The 15,019-nt window shown below is 73.2% G+C and carries 11 protein-coding genes and 2 tRNA genes; 2 read left to right on the plus strand and 11 right to left on the minus strand.

What is annotated here, in order from left to right:
- Positions 1-40: 40 nt before the first annotated feature.
- Complete coding sequence (locus AB0D66_RS05990) at positions 41-1,726, minus strand: glycosyl hydrolase family 18 protein (protein ID WP_362297271.1); 1,686 nt, start codon at positions 1,724-1,726, stop codon at positions 41-43.
- A 254-nt stretch (positions 1,727-1,980) separates the two neighbouring features.
- Positions 1,981-3,093 (minus strand): LLM class flavin-dependent oxidoreductase, encoded by a 1,113-nt coding sequence (locus AB0D66_RS05995; protein ID WP_362297274.1) that lies wholly within the window; start codon positions 3,091-3,093, stop codon positions 1,981-1,983.
- Positions 3,094-3,322: 229 nt separating this feature from the next.
- On the opposite strand from AB0D66_RS05995, the gene AB0D66_RS06000 reads away from it, so the two are divergent.
- The gene (locus tag AB0D66_RS06000) at positions 3,323-4,081 is read left to right on the plus strand and encodes an IclR family transcriptional regulator C-terminal domain-containing protein (protein ID WP_266609609.1); all 759 of its coding nucleotides are present in this window, start codon (positions 3,323-3,325) and stop codon (positions 4,079-4,081) included.
- A 91-nt stretch (positions 4,082-4,172) separates the two neighbouring features.
- Here the strand turns inward: AB0D66_RS06000 and AB0D66_RS06005 are convergent.
- From AB0D66_RS06005 to AB0D66_RS06025, 5 genes are all read right to left on the minus strand, one after another.
- Positions 4,173-4,246, minus strand: a tRNA-Lys gene (locus tag AB0D66_RS06005).
- 58 nt (positions 4,247-4,304) lie between these two features.
- Positions 4,305-5,984, minus strand: a complete 1,680-nt coding sequence (locus AB0D66_RS06010) for an AMP-binding protein (protein ID WP_362297278.1) — start codon at positions 5,982-5,984, stop codon at positions 4,305-4,307.
- A 26-nt stretch (positions 5,985-6,010) separates the two neighbouring features.
- On the minus strand, positions 6,011-6,604 hold the full coding sequence (locus tag AB0D66_RS06015) for a lytic polysaccharide monooxygenase (RefSeq protein ID WP_362297640.1): 594 nt from the start codon (positions 6,602-6,604) through the stop codon (positions 6,011-6,013).
- 187 nt (positions 6,605-6,791) lie between these two features.
- Positions 6,792-9,374 (minus strand): SPFH domain-containing protein, encoded by a 2,583-nt coding sequence (locus AB0D66_RS06020; RefSeq protein ID WP_362297281.1) that lies wholly within the window; start codon positions 9,372-9,374, stop codon positions 6,792-6,794.
- Positions 9,371-10,699, minus strand: coding sequence for a peptidoglycan-binding protein (locus AB0D66_RS06025; RefSeq protein WP_362297643.1), 1,329 nt, complete (start codon positions 10,697-10,699; stop codon positions 9,371-9,373). Before AB0D66_RS06025 ends, AB0D66_RS06020 begins: the two co-directional genes overlap by 4 nt.
- A 228-nt stretch (positions 10,700-10,927) precedes the next feature.
- Here AB0D66_RS06025 and AB0D66_RS06030 point away from each other — a divergent pair.
- Positions 10,928-11,001 (plus strand) — tRNA-Lys (locus tag AB0D66_RS06030).
- A gap of 75 nt (positions 11,002-11,076) precedes the next feature.
- On the opposite strand, the gene AB0D66_RS06035 is transcribed toward AB0D66_RS06030, so the two are convergent.
- The 4 genes from AB0D66_RS06035 to AB0D66_RS06050 all read right to left on the minus strand — a co-directional run bounded on the left by AB0D66_RS06035 (position 11,077) and on the right by AB0D66_RS06050 (position 14,909).
- Positions 11,077-11,736 carry a class F sortase gene (locus tag AB0D66_RS06035; protein ID WP_362297284.1) on the minus strand — a complete coding sequence of 220 codons (660 nt, stop codon included), beginning with the start codon at positions 11,734-11,736 and terminating at the stop codon, positions 11,077-11,079.
- Between the two features lie 63 nt (positions 11,737-11,799).
- Positions 11,800-12,405, minus strand: a complete 606-nt coding sequence (locus AB0D66_RS06040) for a hypothetical protein (RefSeq protein WP_362297287.1) — start codon at positions 12,403-12,405, stop codon at positions 11,800-11,802.
- Positions 12,406-12,487: 82 nt separating this feature from the next.
- Positions 12,488-13,267 (minus strand): HAD-IIA family hydrolase, encoded by a 780-nt coding sequence (locus AB0D66_RS06045; protein WP_069920404.1) that lies wholly within the window; start codon positions 13,265-13,267, stop codon positions 12,488-12,490.
- Positions 13,268-13,385: 118 nt separating this feature from the next.
- Positions 13,386-14,909: an alkaline phosphatase family protein gene (locus AB0D66_RS06050; protein WP_362297289.1), complete on the minus strand. Its 1,524-nt coding sequence runs from the start codon at positions 14,907-14,909 to the stop codon at positions 13,386-13,388.
- Between the last annotated feature and the right edge of the window lie 110 nt (positions 14,910-15,019).

Raw genomic sequence — 15,019 nt, forward strand, 5'->3', positions numbered from 1 at the left:
ATGCGGGGCAGGCCGCCGCTCGGCGCGGGGTGGGGGGAGATCAGCAGGCGCCGAGGTCCTTCCAGACACCCCATTCACCGGTGGTGCCCGGCGTCTCGTTCTGCGTCCACCACTGGGCCTTGTACTTGCGGCCGTTGTGCGAGACCTCGCTGCCGCCGGTGTAGACGGTGCCCGCGACGTAGGCCGGGGTCGTGCCGCAGCCCGTGGTCGGCGGGGTCGTCGGAGGCGTGGTCGGCGGGGTGGTGGGAGGCGTCGTGGGCGGGGTGGTCGGCGGCACGGTCGTCCCGCCGAGGGCGTCCGAGATCTGGTTCAGCAGCGTGGTGTTGCTGTCCAGGCCGAGGAGCGAGTACATCATCGCGCCGGCCAGGCCGCGCTGCTTGCCGTAGTCGACCCGGGCCTGGATGGACTTCTGGTTCAGGCCGGTGAAGAACTCGCCGTCCTTGTAGAAGTACGAGGACTTGGACTGGTCGTCCCAGAAGGTGGTCGCCGGGTTGTCGACGATCCCGCCGAGCTCCTTGTAGTGCGCGATGCCCGCCTGCTGGCTGAGCGGCCGGGCGGCTGAGCCGCCGGTGGCGCTCTGGGCGAGGCCGTTGGTGGTGCCCGCCGGGACGCCCTTCCAGCCGCGGTAGTAGAACTCGTAGCCCAGGGTCAGCTTGTTGGCGGGGAAGCCGCCCGCGATGCCGTAGGCCGGGTTGCCGTCGATCCAGGAGTCGATGGCCTTGTCGATGCTGTACTTCTCGGTGCCCGGCGCGATCGGGTCGGTCGGGTCGGCCGCCGAGGGCTGGAGCGGGGACTGGTGGTAGGTCGGCCCGTCGCCGTCCCAGGCGCCGTGCATGTCGTACGTCATGATGTTCGCGTAGTCGAGGTACGCGCCGATCTTGTCCGTCTCGATGTACTTGATCTTGTCCTGGCCGGCCGGGAGGGCCGCGGTCAGCATGTACTTCCTGCCGCCGTTGGCCGCGCCCTCGGCGTCGAGCTGCTTGCGGAACTCCGCCAGCAGCAGGGTGAAGTTCTGCTTGTCCTCGGGGCCGTAGTGGTTGCCCAGGTGGCCGCCGGAGGAGCCGGGGTACTCCCAGTCGATGTCGATGCCGTCGAAGATGCCGGCCGCGGTGCCGGGGCCGCCGTAGCCGCCCTCCACCGGGAGGTCGCCCTTGATGTACTGCTTGATGCAGGAGGCGACGAGCTTCTTGCGGGAGGCGTCGGTCTTGGCCGCGTCGTGGAAGAACTTGGAGTAGGTCCAGCCGCCCAGCGAGATGTTGATCTTCAGGTGGGGGTACTTGGCCTTCAGTTCCTTGAACTGGTTGAAGACGCCCACGATCGGCTGGTTCCACGTGTCGGCGACGCCGTCCACGCTGTCCGCCGCGCCGAAGGACTTCTGGTAGTCGGCGTAGGAGTCGCCCGCGCCGTCACCGGCGTTGGGGTTGTTGTCGTCACCCGCCGCTTTGTTCGCCTCGAAACAGGTGAGGTCGGTGGGGTGGATGTTGCCGAACGAGTAGTTGATCACGTCCAGCTTGCCGGCTATCCCCCGCGTGTCCAGGTGCTTGGGGTAGAAGGCGTTCCCGTACACGCTCCACTGGTCGTAGTAGGCGATGCGGACGCCGCCGGCCGCGGCGCCGGCCGCCGAGCCCGCGGCCTGGGCGGTACCGAGCCCGGCGAAGGAGGCGAGCGCACCGGCTGCCAGCGCGGCCGTGGCGGCGGCCGCGATGAGGGGTTTACGGATGTGCATGAACTGCCTCCGGGGGGTGGGAGGGGAGAGCATCAGCTTCAGGTGAGAGAAGTGATAGCGATCACGCCGCGCCCCAGTCAATGGTTTGGACCAAAGAAGGACTAGACCACTGAGCAGCCAAATGCGCTCGTCAGAGACCTGAAGGCACATCAGAAACCGCTCGCCACCCCGGGTGACGAGCGGTTTAAGGGTGGCTTAGGCCATCTTCCGGCAAGGTTTCGGCAACAAACCAGCCGAACCCCGTTTTCCTGCGGTCACCCCCGCGCCGACTCCTCCGCCGGCATCCCGTACGCATCTGCGACGAGCCCGTAGGACCTCAGCCGGGCCTCGCCGCTGTGGGCGTTGGCGGTCAGCATCAGCTCGTCCGCGCCCGTCCTCTTGGCCAGGCCGTCGAGTCCGGCGCGCACCTCGTCGGGGGTGCCGTGCACGATGTTCGCGAGCCAGCCGTCCACGAACTCCCGCTCCAGCGGTGAGAACGGGTACGCCGCGGCCTCCTCTGGCGTCGGGACCAGACCGGGGCGCCCGCTGCGCAGCCGCAGCATCGACAGCGCCCCCGTGAGCACCTGGGCGCGGGCCTCCTCGGCGCTGTCCGCGGCCAGCGCCCCGACCCCGATGAGGGCGTAGGGGGCGTCGAGGACGGCCGAGGGGCGGAAGCTCTGCCGGTAGAGGTCGAGCGCGGGCAGGGTGCCGGCCGCCGAGAAGTGGTGGGCGTAGGCGAAGGGCAGCCCCAGCTCGCCGGCGAGGCGGGCGCTGAAGCCGGAGGAGCCGAGCAGCCACAGCGGCGGCCGCCCCGCGGGCCCCTGGACCGGGCCCGGCACGGCGTGCACGCGGGCGTACGGGTGCCCGTCGGGGAAGTCGTCGTCGAGGAAGCGGGTGAGCTCCGCGAGCTGCCGGGGGAACTCCTCGGCGGCCTCGTCGAGGCGGCCGGGCCCGCGCAGCGCCATCGCCGTGCGCCCGTCGGTGCCGGGAGCCCTGCCGAGGCCGAGGTCGATGCGGCCCGGCGCGAGCGCCTCCAGGGTGCCGAACTGCTCGGCGACGGCGAGCGGGGCGTGGTTGGGCAGCATGACCCCGCCCGAGCCGAGCCGGATGCGGGAGGTGTGCGCGGCGAGGTGGGCCAGGATCACGGCCGGGGAGGAGCTGGCGACCCCGGGCATGGAGTGGTGCTCGGCGACCCAGTGGCGGTGGTAGCCGCGGGACTCGGCGAGCCGGGCGATGTCCACGCTGGTGCGCAGGGAGGCGCGGGCGGTGCTGCCGGCACCCACGGTGACCAGGTCCAGGACCGAGAGCGGTACGGGCGCACTGACCCGGGCCGCGCCCTGGACGGCGCCCCGGCCCTGCTGTCGATACGCGTCCCCGGTGTCACTCATCGTCGCTCCCGTCTCGTTCCGTCGTCCGTACGAAGAACTCGAACCGTGGGCGGCGCCCGGGCATTCCCGGCACACCGGGACAGTGAGCTTGACCATGGCATATGCCAATGGAGTAGATCCTGGCGGGGCGACGTGATTGAGCCATCAATCTCCCCAACAGGCGCTCCACATGGGCCTCTTGATGGCTATCGTGGTAGGGCAAGCGGTAACAACCTGCTAGGGGGAAACCGTGGCGCTGAAGCCCGAGCCGACCGCGCCGTTCCACTCGGTGCAGTACGCACTACGCGTACTCGAAACGATCGCACGGCACACCGGCGGTGTGACCGATGTGCAGATCGCGCGTGAGACCGGCCTGCCCGCAGTCCATCTCGCCCCGATGCTGCTCATGCTGCGCCGGGAGGGGTATGTCCTGCAGGTGTCCGACGGCGCCTACGCCATAGGGGATTCCCTGGTCCTGCTCGGCTCCGGCGTCGACCGCCAGCAGGCCCTGACGGACAAGCTCCAGGAGACCCTGGACCGGCTGCGCGATTCCGTGGGGGCGGCGGTCTACATCAGCCGGTACGTGGACGGCGAGGTCAGGATCACCCAGTTCGCGGACAGCCCGCGCACGCCGAAGGTCCACGAGTGGGTCGACTTCCGCTCCGCGGCGCACGCCAGCGCGGTCGGCAAGTGCCTGCTGACCCAGCTCGACCTGAACGGGCGGCGCGACCACCTGTCCCGCCACAAGATCGCGCGGCTCACGTCGAAGACGATCGTGAACGAGCGGATCCTGTTCTCCAAGCTGGACGCCCAGCCGGCCACCGTGCCCGTGCTGGACCTCCAGGAGTACGCCGTCGGCACCGTCTGCGCGGCCGTCCCGATCACGGCCGGGGCCTCGGTGGGCTGCCTGGCCCTGTCGATGCCGGTCGAGCACGCGCACCGGCTGCGGGCCGCGGCGGACACCCTCAACCGGAAGGCCGCGCCGCTGCTGCTGTCGCTCACCCTGTAGCGGGGGACGCCCCGGCCGGGCCCGCCCGCCAGCGGGGCCGGAAAACACTTCGGGCGGTTCCCGGTGAACCGGAAACCGCCCGAAGGACAGGTGCGCCGCCAGGGACTCGAACCCCGGACCCGCTGATTAAGAGTCAGCTGCTCTAACCAACTGAGCTAGCGGCGCCTGCTGACAGAGAAAATACTACCTGGTCCCCCGGGGTGCTCAAAACCATGACCGGCGGCTAGCGGTCCAGCAGGTCCGCTCGGCCCTGGGCCTCGTACTCCGACAGCAGCGCTGCGAGGTCGGACTCGGACAGCGGGCGGTAGGGCCCCGTGCGGGGGCGGTGCCAGACCGGGTCGGGGCACCTGAAGCCGGCCCGGCGCAGGGCCACCCGGTGGACCTTGTTGGTCGCGGTGACCGGCATCCCCGGCACGATCCTGATGTAGCGCGGCGCCATCTTCGTGCCGAGGTCCGGCTGCGCGGCCAGGAACGCCGCGAACGCCTCGGGGTCGAACCCCGCCCCCGCCCGCAGGGCGACGGCCGCCATCACCTGGTCCCCCGCGACCTCGTCCGGCACGGCGTAGACCGCGACCGCCGCCGCGTCGGACCACCGCGCCAGGATGTTCTCGATCACCGCCGCGGCCAGGTTCTCGCTGTCGACCCGCAGCCGGTCGTCCGTACGGCCCGCGAAGTACAGGAAGCCCGCCGCGTCGCGGAAGAAGAGGTCGCCGGTCCAGTACCAGCCGTCCCGGGTGCGGGCGGCCTCCGCGCCGGGGTTGCGCCAGTACCCCTCGAACAGGCTGCGGCCGCGGTTGACCAGCTCCCCGATCGCCGCCGAGCCGTTCAGCAGCCGCCCGTCCGCGTCCAGCACCGCCGCCGGGCACTCGGCCCCCGTCTCCGGATCGAGCACCGCCAGGTCGTCCCCCTCCCCGGCCCGGCCCAGCGCACCCGGCGGGGTGTCGGGCGTGTGCTGGACGGAGGCGCCGCCCTCGGTGGCCCCGTAGCCCTCCACCAGCGGGACGCCGAACCGTTCGGCGAAGCGCGCCGCGTCCACCGCCCCGGCCTCGGTCCCGAAACCGAGCCGCAGGGTGTGCTCCCGGTCGTCGGGCCGCGGCTCGGTGGCCAGCAGGTACTGGACGGCCCGCCCGACGTAGGTGAAGTACGTCGCCCCGTAACCGCGTACGTCGTCCAGGAACGCGGAGGCCGAAAAGCGTCGGCGCAGCGCCACCGACGCCCCGCCCGCGAGCGCCGGGAGCCAGTCGGCGATGACCGCGTTGCCGTGGAAGAGCGGCATGCAGACGTAGTGGACGTCCTGCGGGGTCACCGAGAACCGGCGGGCCAGCGCGGATCCGGCCGCCGCGAGCCGGCCCTGGGTGCAGATGGCGGCCTTGGGGGCGCCGGTGGAACCGGAGGTGAAGTAGAGGAGCAGCCGGGAGGCCGGGCCGGGGGTCCCCAGCGTCGCCTCGCCCGGCTTGGCGGCGGCGTAGGGGGCGAGCAGGGCCCCGTACTCCTCGGTGTCCGTGACCAGGAGGCGCACGCCCGGCAGGTCGAGGCCGCGCAGCAGCGGCAGGTGGGCCGTTTCGGTCACCAGGATCCGGCAGTCGGTGTGCAGGATGTCGCGGGCCAGCTCGGGGCCGCGCCGGGTGGGGTTGATCCCGGCGACGGCGGCCCCCGCGAGGGCCGCCGCGCCGAGCCAGAACGGGAACTCGGGGGTGTTGTCCAGCAGCACCCCGAGGTGCGGCTCGGCCCCCGGGGGCATGAGGTCGACGAGGAGCGCGGCGCGCGCGGCGGCCTCCTGGGCGGTCCGGTGGTGGCTGAGAACGGTGTGTCCGGTGTCCTCGTACTTCAGCCCGGGCCGGTGGTCGCCCCATTGGCGCGCCACGAGTTCCGCGACGGTCTCGGGTGCAGTCGTCGTCCGCATGCCGCCGGAGGTTAGCTGACGTTGCGTCAGAACTGAACGTCGGAGCAGGCGTAGAAGGCCATCGGGGTGTCGTTGACGGTCCAGACGGCCAGGATCAGGTGCCGGCCGGACTTGCCGCTCGGCATGGCGCCCTGGTGGACGGTGGTCATGGCGGGCCGTGCGCCGTTGTAGGCGACGGTGAGGAAGGGCTGGGGCTCGAGGTCCGCGCGGGTGAGGGCCTTGGTGCCGTTCCAGCCGTTCTTGGTGACGTAGTACTTGAAGTCGGTGGTGGAGTGGTTGGCGGTGAACTGCCACCGGAAGGCGTAGCTCTGCCCGCTGGTCACCTTGGTGGTGGGCCAGGCCCCGCCGCGCGGGTTGTCGAGCTCGGCGAACTGCGGGAGTCCGGCGGAACATATCTTGCCGTCGGCGGGGCCGGCGGCCGGGAAGCCCTTGAAGCCCTCGACGCTCTGCGGTTCCCACTGGATGGCACCGCAGTCGGCGACGGCCTTGTTGGCGCAGAGCTTCTGGCGGCTGATGGGGGTGTCGGTGTAGCCGTGGCTGCTGGCGCTGGGGGCGCCGAGCAGGGTGATTCCGGCGACGAGGCCGAGGCCGAGCGCGGCGGCGCCCGCCCGTCCGGGCATGCGGAAGTGACGCATGATGCTCCTTGAACGTGGGGGGAGTTCGGCGAGAGCGTGCGCACGCGTGGGGATGCGATCTCAGGTCTAGACCAAGTTCCAGACTATTGACGGCAGTTGGCCGTGTCCATACCAAAGGGAGAACGGGTGGTCCGGTCGAATCCGGCCACCCGTTCCCGTACCGCCGAGGGTGCTACTCGCTGCGCCCCGTGTAGAAGGCCACCGTGAGGTCCTTCACGAGCGCCTTGCGCTCGTAGTCGTCGAGCTCGACGAGCCCGCGCGAGGTCAGCCGGTGGACGGTGTCGTCGACGGCGTCCACGACCGAGGACAGCACGGCGTCCCGGTGCTTGGCGTCGATCGCGGCGACCCGGCGGCGGCGCATGGCCTCGGCGACCTCGGGCGCGTACTCGATCCGGGTCGGCTGGGCCGAGAAGACCTCGATCCCGACGGCCTCGGTCTCGGCCGCCAGCATCCGGGTCAGCGCGTCGCCGACGGCCTCGGTGTCGCGCAGGGTCGGGGCGTCCTCGTGGAAGGCGTCCGCGGGGAGCTGGGACAGGACGCGGGCCATGGCGGACTCGACCTGCTCGGCCAGGTACTCCACGTGGTCCTCGACGGCCAGGGCGGCCCTGGCCGTGTCCTTGACCTGCCAGACCACCTGGACGACGACCTGCAGGGCGAGGCCGCCGGAGTCCACGGCGGGCATGGGGTCGCTGCGCCAGTGCCGCAGGCGCACGTCGACCCGGCGGCGCAGGAGGAGGGGGCTGATCCAGGTGAGCCCGGTACGGCGGACCGTCCCCCGGTAGCGGCCGAAGAGGGTGAGCACCCAGGCGTGGCCGGCGCGGGAGCGGCCGAGGCCGCCGAGTGCGAGGAGGGCGACGATGCCGAGGAAGGCGAGCGGGGGCCAGTGGGTGGCGTGCAGGCCCCGGTAGGCGCGCGGGGTGGCGCCGAACGCGGCCACGACCGCGTCGGGGACGGCCCCGGCCCGCCAGAGCACGGCCGCGCAGCCGGCCAGGGCGAGCCCGCCGATGCCGACGCCGATCCAGCCGGGCAGCACCGGGCCGCGGTGCTCCCGGAGCCGTTCGTCGCCCCGCGGGACCCGTCGGCCGGGGGCGGGGCGGGCGGCTGCGGCCGGCCGGGGGGTGCGGGCCGGTGCCGGGGCCTGGGTCGGCAGGCTCTTCTTCTGCTCACCGAGGAACGGCAGGTGAACGGGCACCTCGGTGACGGCGGCGCCCCGGAGCGGGGTGCCGTGCGGGACCGGGGCGTCCTGGGCCCCGTCCTCCTCTTCCAGCCCGCGCGCCACGGCCTGCGCGACGATCTCGGCCACCCCGGGCCCGGGCACCCCGGACCGCACGGCTCCGGACCCGGTGGCGGACGGGGACCGCAGCTCACGGTCGGCCGACCCCTCCGGATCCCCGGCCGCCGCCGAGGCGGGCCGGGGTCCCGGCCGGGACCCGGCCGGGACCTCCGGCTCCGCGGGGGCGGGGGCGGGCACGGCCGCGGGCACAGACCGGGGACCCGCCTCAGACCCGGCTGCGGCGTGCTGCTGCGCGGGCGCGGGGCTGGACTGAGCCCCGGCCGGGGCCTGGTACTGCGCGGGGGCGGGGCTGGACTCAGGCCCGGCTGCGGCGTGCTGCTGCGCGGGCGCGGGGCTGGACTGAGACCCGGCCGGGGCCTGGTACTTCGCGGGGGCGGGGCTCGGGACCCGCTCGACCCCGGCCCTCGGCTCCGCGGGCGCGGGCCGGGGATCCGGCATCGACCCGGCTGCGGCCTGGTGCCGCGCGGGGACGGGGGCGGCAACCGGCGTCGGCTCCGGCTCCGGCTCGACCCTGGCCCCGGTTTCCGCGGGCGCAGGTGCGAACGCGTGCGCGGGGCGGGCGCTCGGCCACGTCGTGGGCGCGGGCGTTCGCGCGGACCGGGGGGCCGGTTCGTGCTGAGCCGCGACCGTCGGCTCCGCAGGCGCGGCCGACCCGGCGGCCACACCCGCCGGCGCGAACCCCGTTCTGGACCCGGCGATCGCCCGGGCGGACCCCGGGTCCGCCACGGGAGCGGGCGCGTACTCCCTGCGGGACTCGGCCGGCTGGGCGGGGCTCGGCTCCGCCGCGTACTCCCGGCGGGACTCGGCTGCCTGGGCCAGGCTCGGGTCCACCTCAGACTCGGGCTCGAACCCCCGGCGGGGCTCGGCCGCCCGGGCCGGCCTCGGGTCCGCCACGGACGCAGGCGCGTACCCTCGGCGGGGCTCGGCCGGGTTCGGGGCGCGGACGGTTGCGGGCTCCGGGTGTGGCGGGGTCGGGGACGGCACGGCCGCGGGCCTGGGGCTCGGCTCGGGATCGGGGGCGGGCCTGCGGGCGGCGGGCTCCGGGGTCGGCTGGGGTGGCGGCGGGGCGGCCCCGGTGTCGGTGGCGCGCAGGCGCAGGGTGGCCGTGCCGGCGTGGGTCGCCTCGGCCTGGGGGTGCGGGATGTCCAGGCCCGTGTGCACCGGCTCGGGTTCGTCGGCCTGGGCGCGGGCGGCCGGCACCTCGGGCGCCGCCAGGAGGACCGCCGGGACGGTGGCCCAGCCCGTCGAGGTCTCGCCCGAGAGCGAGGGCGTGGCCGGGTGGGGGGCCGCCGGGTACGGGGCCGCCGGGTACGGGGCGGCCTCGCGGGTCGGGGCCGCGCCCCGCACCGGCTCCGGGGCGGAGGCCGCGGCGGCGGCAGGGGCAGGGGCGGAGACCGCCGGCACTCGGAAGGTGCCCGTGGCCGAGGTGGTGTGCGTGGGGTACATCGTGTCCTCCGTCATGCGAACAGCCGGCGCCAGGTTTCCGGGCCCGGGTAGCCGTTGGCCGCGGCCCCGCGCCAGCCCTGCGCGCGCTGGAAGGCCTCGACGCTGCGGCGGTCCGCCTCGCTCCAGCGCGGTCCGGGGCCGGACGTGTAGTGCTTGCCGAAGCCCTTCTTGATCAGTTGGCGGCCGAGGACGGCGATCGCCTCGTGCGCGTTGCCCGGGCGGAACACCGAGGCCCCGGGGTACGCCCGTACCCCGCCCGGCCCCGGCGCCGCCCCCACCATCGGCGGGATGTTCCTGCCCTGGCGCTCGACCAGCAGCCGCCAGGTGTGCGCCCCCGGGATGCCGTCCGCGTCGGCGCCGGTCCACCCCTGGGCGGCCTGGAAGGCCTGGGTGGCCAGCCGGTCGTGCTCGCTCCACGCCCGGTCGGCCACCCCCTTGGGGTAGAAGCGGTACGCGCCGCGCTCGATCAGCATCCGGCCCAGCTGGGCCACGTGGTCGTTGGTCTGCCCCGGCCCGAACTTCGCGGCGCCCGGGAACACCGTCGGGGCCCCCGGCGCGGGCGCCGGCGGCGCCGGATCGTCGGGCACGATCCCGCCCGTGACCCCGTTGAACCGGTAGGGGACGTACTTCGACCCGTTGCTCCAGTAGCCGTAGGGAGTGGCCAGCTTCCGCGTCGTGGGCCGGGTCTGCTCGTAAGCGATGTAGTGCGTCTGCGTCTCGTCGGCCCAGCCGCCGAAGAGGACCACGTGCGAACCGTTGTTGGGGTCCGCCGGGTTGTGGAAGAGGAGCATGTCCCCCGGCAGCAGATCCGCCTTGGTGATCTTCGTGGCGAACTTGTCGAGGCTGCCGGTCCACTCGTTCGAGCCGAGGTTCCACACCATCGAGACGTAGCCCGAGCAGTCCTGCCGGTACCCGTCCGTCCAGTACTCGGACATGCTGTACGGGACCTTCGCGTCCAGCCACACCTTCGCCCGGTTGATGATCGTCGTCCGGTCGATCCGCTTCACCCCGGAGGGCGCGCCCGGCTTGCCGACCGGACCGCCCTTCGGCCCGTGCAGCGGGGTGCGGCCGCCCTGCGGGGTGCTAGGGCCCGGGTCGTCCGGCGCCACCGGCCCGGCGGCCGGGGCGGCCACCGCCACCGCGGCTCCGCCGCCCCCGCCCAGGACCACCCCGGCGGCGGTGGCCAGGACCAGCGCCCGGCGGGCCCCGCGCGCGGCGGGGTGTCCCCCGTCACGCAGCCGTATGGCCCGCGCGCGGGCGAGGGTGCGGCGGCGCTGGGCACACCCCCGGCACGCGCAGTCGCCCGCGGGCTCGTACTCCTCGAAGGCGGGCATCGGCATCGGCATCGGCGTCTGCACATGCGTCGGAGGCTGCATCGTCATGCGGTTCCGTCCACTCCCCTGCTCGTCCACTGGTCAGCCGGAACCGACATCTGGCGGGTCATCAGATGCGGCACGGCCAGACATATCGTGCACGACAAACCCCTTAAACATGGGTTAATCGGACAAGGCGGGCGTGGCTGGTCACGAGCACCTCTCGAGGTGGGGTAGAGTTTTCCCTGTCAGCAAGCGCCGCTAGCTCAGTTGGTTAGAGCAGCTGACTCTTAATCAGCGGGTCCGGGGTTCGAGTCCCTGGCGGCGCACAGACGGAGGAAGCCCCTCGCAGCGAAAGCTGCGAGGGGCTTCTTCGTGTTCCCTCGGGGGGAGCGGGGCGGAGGCTAGACCGCCGTGCCGGGCCGGACCCCGGCGCCCGTCAGATAGGCGGAGACCACCACGTTCGCCGTGTACTCCTTGGCCGCCTTGTCGTAGGTGCCGCCGCAGGTCACCAGCCGCAGCTCGGCCCGGCCCCGGACCCGCTGGCCGTACACCTTGTGCGCGTCGAAGGACGCGCGCTCGTAGACCCGTACGTCCTCGATGGTGAACTCGGCGACCGAGCCGTCCGCCCGCACCACCCGCACCTTCTCGCCCGGCTGCGCCGAGCTCAGCCCGTAGAACACGGCCGGCTTCGACTTCGTGTCCACGTGCCCCACCATCAGCGCGGCCCCGGCGGCCCCCGGGTGCACCCCGTTGCTCCACCAGCCGACCGTGCCGGGGCTGTCGTACGGGGGCGGCTCGATCGCCCCGTCCGCGTCCAGGCCCCGGGCGATCACCGGAGCCTGGACGCCTATGGAGGGCACGTCGACGCGCTGGGGCAGGGCCGCGGCCAGGGGTGCGTGGGCCGCGGGCAGGACCGGGCCCACCGCCCCGCCGGCCTGACCGGCGAGCGGGGCCGGGACCCCGGTGATCTGCCGGCCCCACAGCCACAGGCCCAGGACCAGCACCGACCAGGCGGCGAAGGTCAGCAGCCGGCCGCTGCCGGAGGACCTGCCCTCGCTCATGCGCCCCTCGCTCGTACGCCACTCGTTCATGCGCGGCCCGCCCGGTCGCCGCCCGCCCGGTGCTCAGTCACCGCTGCGGCGGCGGCGCAGGGCCAGCGCCCGGCCCGCGACGGCCAGGGTGGCGGCGGCCGCCAGGACGGCGCCGATGACCGTGTGCGGCAGCCCCGGGCCGTCGGCGTGCTCGTCCTTCCTGGCGGCCGCGGTCAGCCGGGAGGACTCCGCGAGTTCGGCGGACATGCCGCCGCCGCCCGCGTGGACCGGCCAGACCGGGGAGGCGTGGTGGCTCGGCCTGCGGTGGGAGATCTCGATGGACCCGCTGACCTTCTCGTGACCGTCGCAGGTCACCCGCACGGAGTGCCAGCCCGGCTGGGCGTGCGAGCTGATCGACACCTCGCCGTAGAGCGGGCTGCGGCCGCCGTCGCGGCCGTACAGTTCGGCGTCCCCCACGAAGACGGAGGACTTGGCCGCGCCCCTGGTGCCGTCGCAGCCGTTGACGCGCAGCTTGACCTGCGCTCCCGGGTGGGCCGGGTTCGGATCGACCGAGACGCTGCCGCCGCGGCCGCCGCGGTCCTCCTCCCCCGCGAGGGCGGTGGGCGCGGTCACCGCGGAGAACGCTGTCAGGGCGACGGCCACCCCGGCGGCACGGAGAGCGATGTGAACACTGCGCATGGTGAACCTCCTCAACAAGGAGATTCACGCGCGGGGCGCCGCTCCGCATCCGGAGCGGCGCCGTACGTGTCAGCCGAACGACTTAAACGAGATCCACCAGGTCGGCGATCGAGTCGACCGTCTTGGTGGGGCGGTAGGGGAACCGCTCGGTGTCCGCGACCGAGGTCAGGCCGGTGAGGACGAGGAAGGTCTGCATGCCCGCCTCCAGCCCGGCGAGCACGTCGGTGTCCATCCGGTCGCCGATCATCGCGCTGGTCTCCGAGTGCGCGCCGATCGCGTTGAGGCCGGTCCGCATCATCAGCGGGTTGGGCTTGCCCGCGAAGTACGGCTTCTTGCCGGTGGCCTTGGTGATCAGCGCGGCGACCGCGCCGGTGGCCGGGAGCGGGCCCTCGGTGGAGGGGCCGGTCTCGTCCGGGTTGGTGCAGATGAAGCGGGCGCCCGCGTTGATCAGGCGGACCGCCTTCGTCATGGCCTCGAAGCTGTAGGTGCGGGTCTCGCCCAGCACCACGTAGTCCGGCTCGTGGTCGGTCAGGATGTAGCCGATGTCGTGCAGGGCGGTGGTCAGACCGGCCTCGCCGATGACGTACGCGGTGCCGCCGGGGCGCTGGTCGTCGAGGAACTTCGCGGTGGCCAGGGCGGAGGTCCAGATGTTCTCGACGGGGACGTCGAGGCCCATCCGGTGCAGCCGGGCCTGGAGGTCGCGCGGGGTGTAGATCGAGTTGTTGGTCAGCACCAGGAAGGGCTTGCCGGACTCGCGCAGCCGCTTGATGAAGGCGTCGGCCCCGGGGATCGGGGTGCCCTCGTGGATCAGGACCCCGTCCATGTCCGTGAGCCAGGATTCGATCGGCTTGCGCTCTGCCACTGGACTGTTCTCCGCTCTCGGTGGCGTCTGACCTCTGTGACCTCTGGTCTCTACCACCCTATCGGGGCCGGGTCGGGGACGTAGGGGGCGTCCACGGCCCGGACCCCGGGGGCCGGACTCAGCCCAGGCGGACGTTGTCCACGGTCCAGTACCAGTTGTTGTCACCGCTGTAGCGGAAGCGGATCTGGACATCCGTGGCACCGGCCGGAACCTGGAGGTTCAGGGACTCCGACCTGGCCACCGCGTCGGCGGTGTAGCTCTTGACGACGGTGGGCGCGGCGCCGTTGTAGGAGACCAGGACCTGGGCGGTCTGCCCGGCCTCGTGGCGGTAGTGCGTCTGGAAGGTCAGGGTCTTGGCGGCGCCGCCGGTGACCGCCCACCTGGGGGTGATCAGGGTGGAGTCGAAGCTGCCGGTGTGGCTCTTGTCGTCCCACTCGTCGGAGTCGGCGACGGCGAAGACGTCACGCGAGCGGACGTTCAGCTCGCGCCACTGGTCGCGCTGGGCCTGGCTCCAGAACTCGTCGGTCGCGAAGGCCCAGCCGGCCCACTCGGCGACACCGCCCGTGCCCATCTTGGAGTTGTCGACGGACCAGCCCGCGGGAGGGGTGCGGGTGAAGCCCTTGGTGCCCGCCGGAATGCCCGTCTCGTCCACGCGGGCCTGGAGGTTCGGGCGCAGGGTGTCGAAGGGGTCGCTGTCGGGGGCGTTCAGCGGCACCCCGTCCAGCGGGGCGGTGGAGACGCCGACCTGCGCGAGGGCGGTCGCGGCCACGTCGACGAGCTTGACGTCGTCGCGTACCGAACCGGCCGCGATTCCCGCGCCCTTGGCGATGACGAAGGTGCCGCGCTCCTGGATGGTGGAGCCGCCGTGGCCGCCGGAGTTGGTGTGGCCGTGGTCGGTGGTGACCAGGATCTTCCAGTTCTCCTGGGCGTACGTCGGGCGGTTCTGTACGGCGGTCAGCACCTGGCCGATCAGCTTGTCCACGCGGCCGATGGCGTCGAGGTACTGCTGGCTGGCGGCGCCGTAGGAGTGGCCGGCGATGTCGATCTCGCCGAGGTAGACGAAGGCGGCGTCCGGGTTCTGGCCCTGCAGCTCGGCGGCGGCCGCGGCGGCGATCTTGGGGTCCTCGCTGCCGTAGCCGTCGCGGTCGCCCTTGAGGGAGAGGCGCTTGTCGACCTTGGCGGAGAAGATCGGGCCGCCCGCGTCGGTGGAGGTGATCGGCTCCCAGTCGGCGGCGGCGTAGGTGTTGAGCTCCGGCTTGGCGTTCTCGATGCGGGTGAGGAAGTCCGGGTGGGCGGTGTAGTTCTTCCCGGAGAAGGAGTTGTCCTTCACGCCGTGCTTGTCGGGCCACACGCCGGTGGCGATGGTGGACCAGCCGGGGCCGGAGGAGGTGGCGGCCATCGGGTTCGCGTAGAGGGTGCTGCGGGCGGTCAGGCCCTGGGCCATCAGGCTTTTGAGGTGGGGGGCGTTGGCGGCTTTGACGCGGTCGAGGACCGCGCCGTCGATGCCGATGACGAGCACCTTGTCGGTGTTGGCGGCGGCGTCCGCGGCTCCGGCCGGGGTGGCCAGGGCGGACGCGGCGATCAGGGCGGCGGCGGAGGCGGTCACGGCGATGACGCGTCGTCCGGGCAGGGCAGTGGACACGTACTCCTCCTGGGAGTAGGTGAGCGGCGGGGGTGCGGGGACATGCGCGGGAGCACCCCGGACGGTATCCGGGGGAGGGTCCGAACCGAAGGGGCACTTCGGTCCAGACC

Source organism: Streptomyces sp. NPDC048270, assembly GCF_040652335.1.
In the GTDB taxonomy this organism is placed as follows: Bacteria; Actinomycetota; Actinomycetes; order Streptomycetales; family Streptomycetaceae; genus Streptomyces.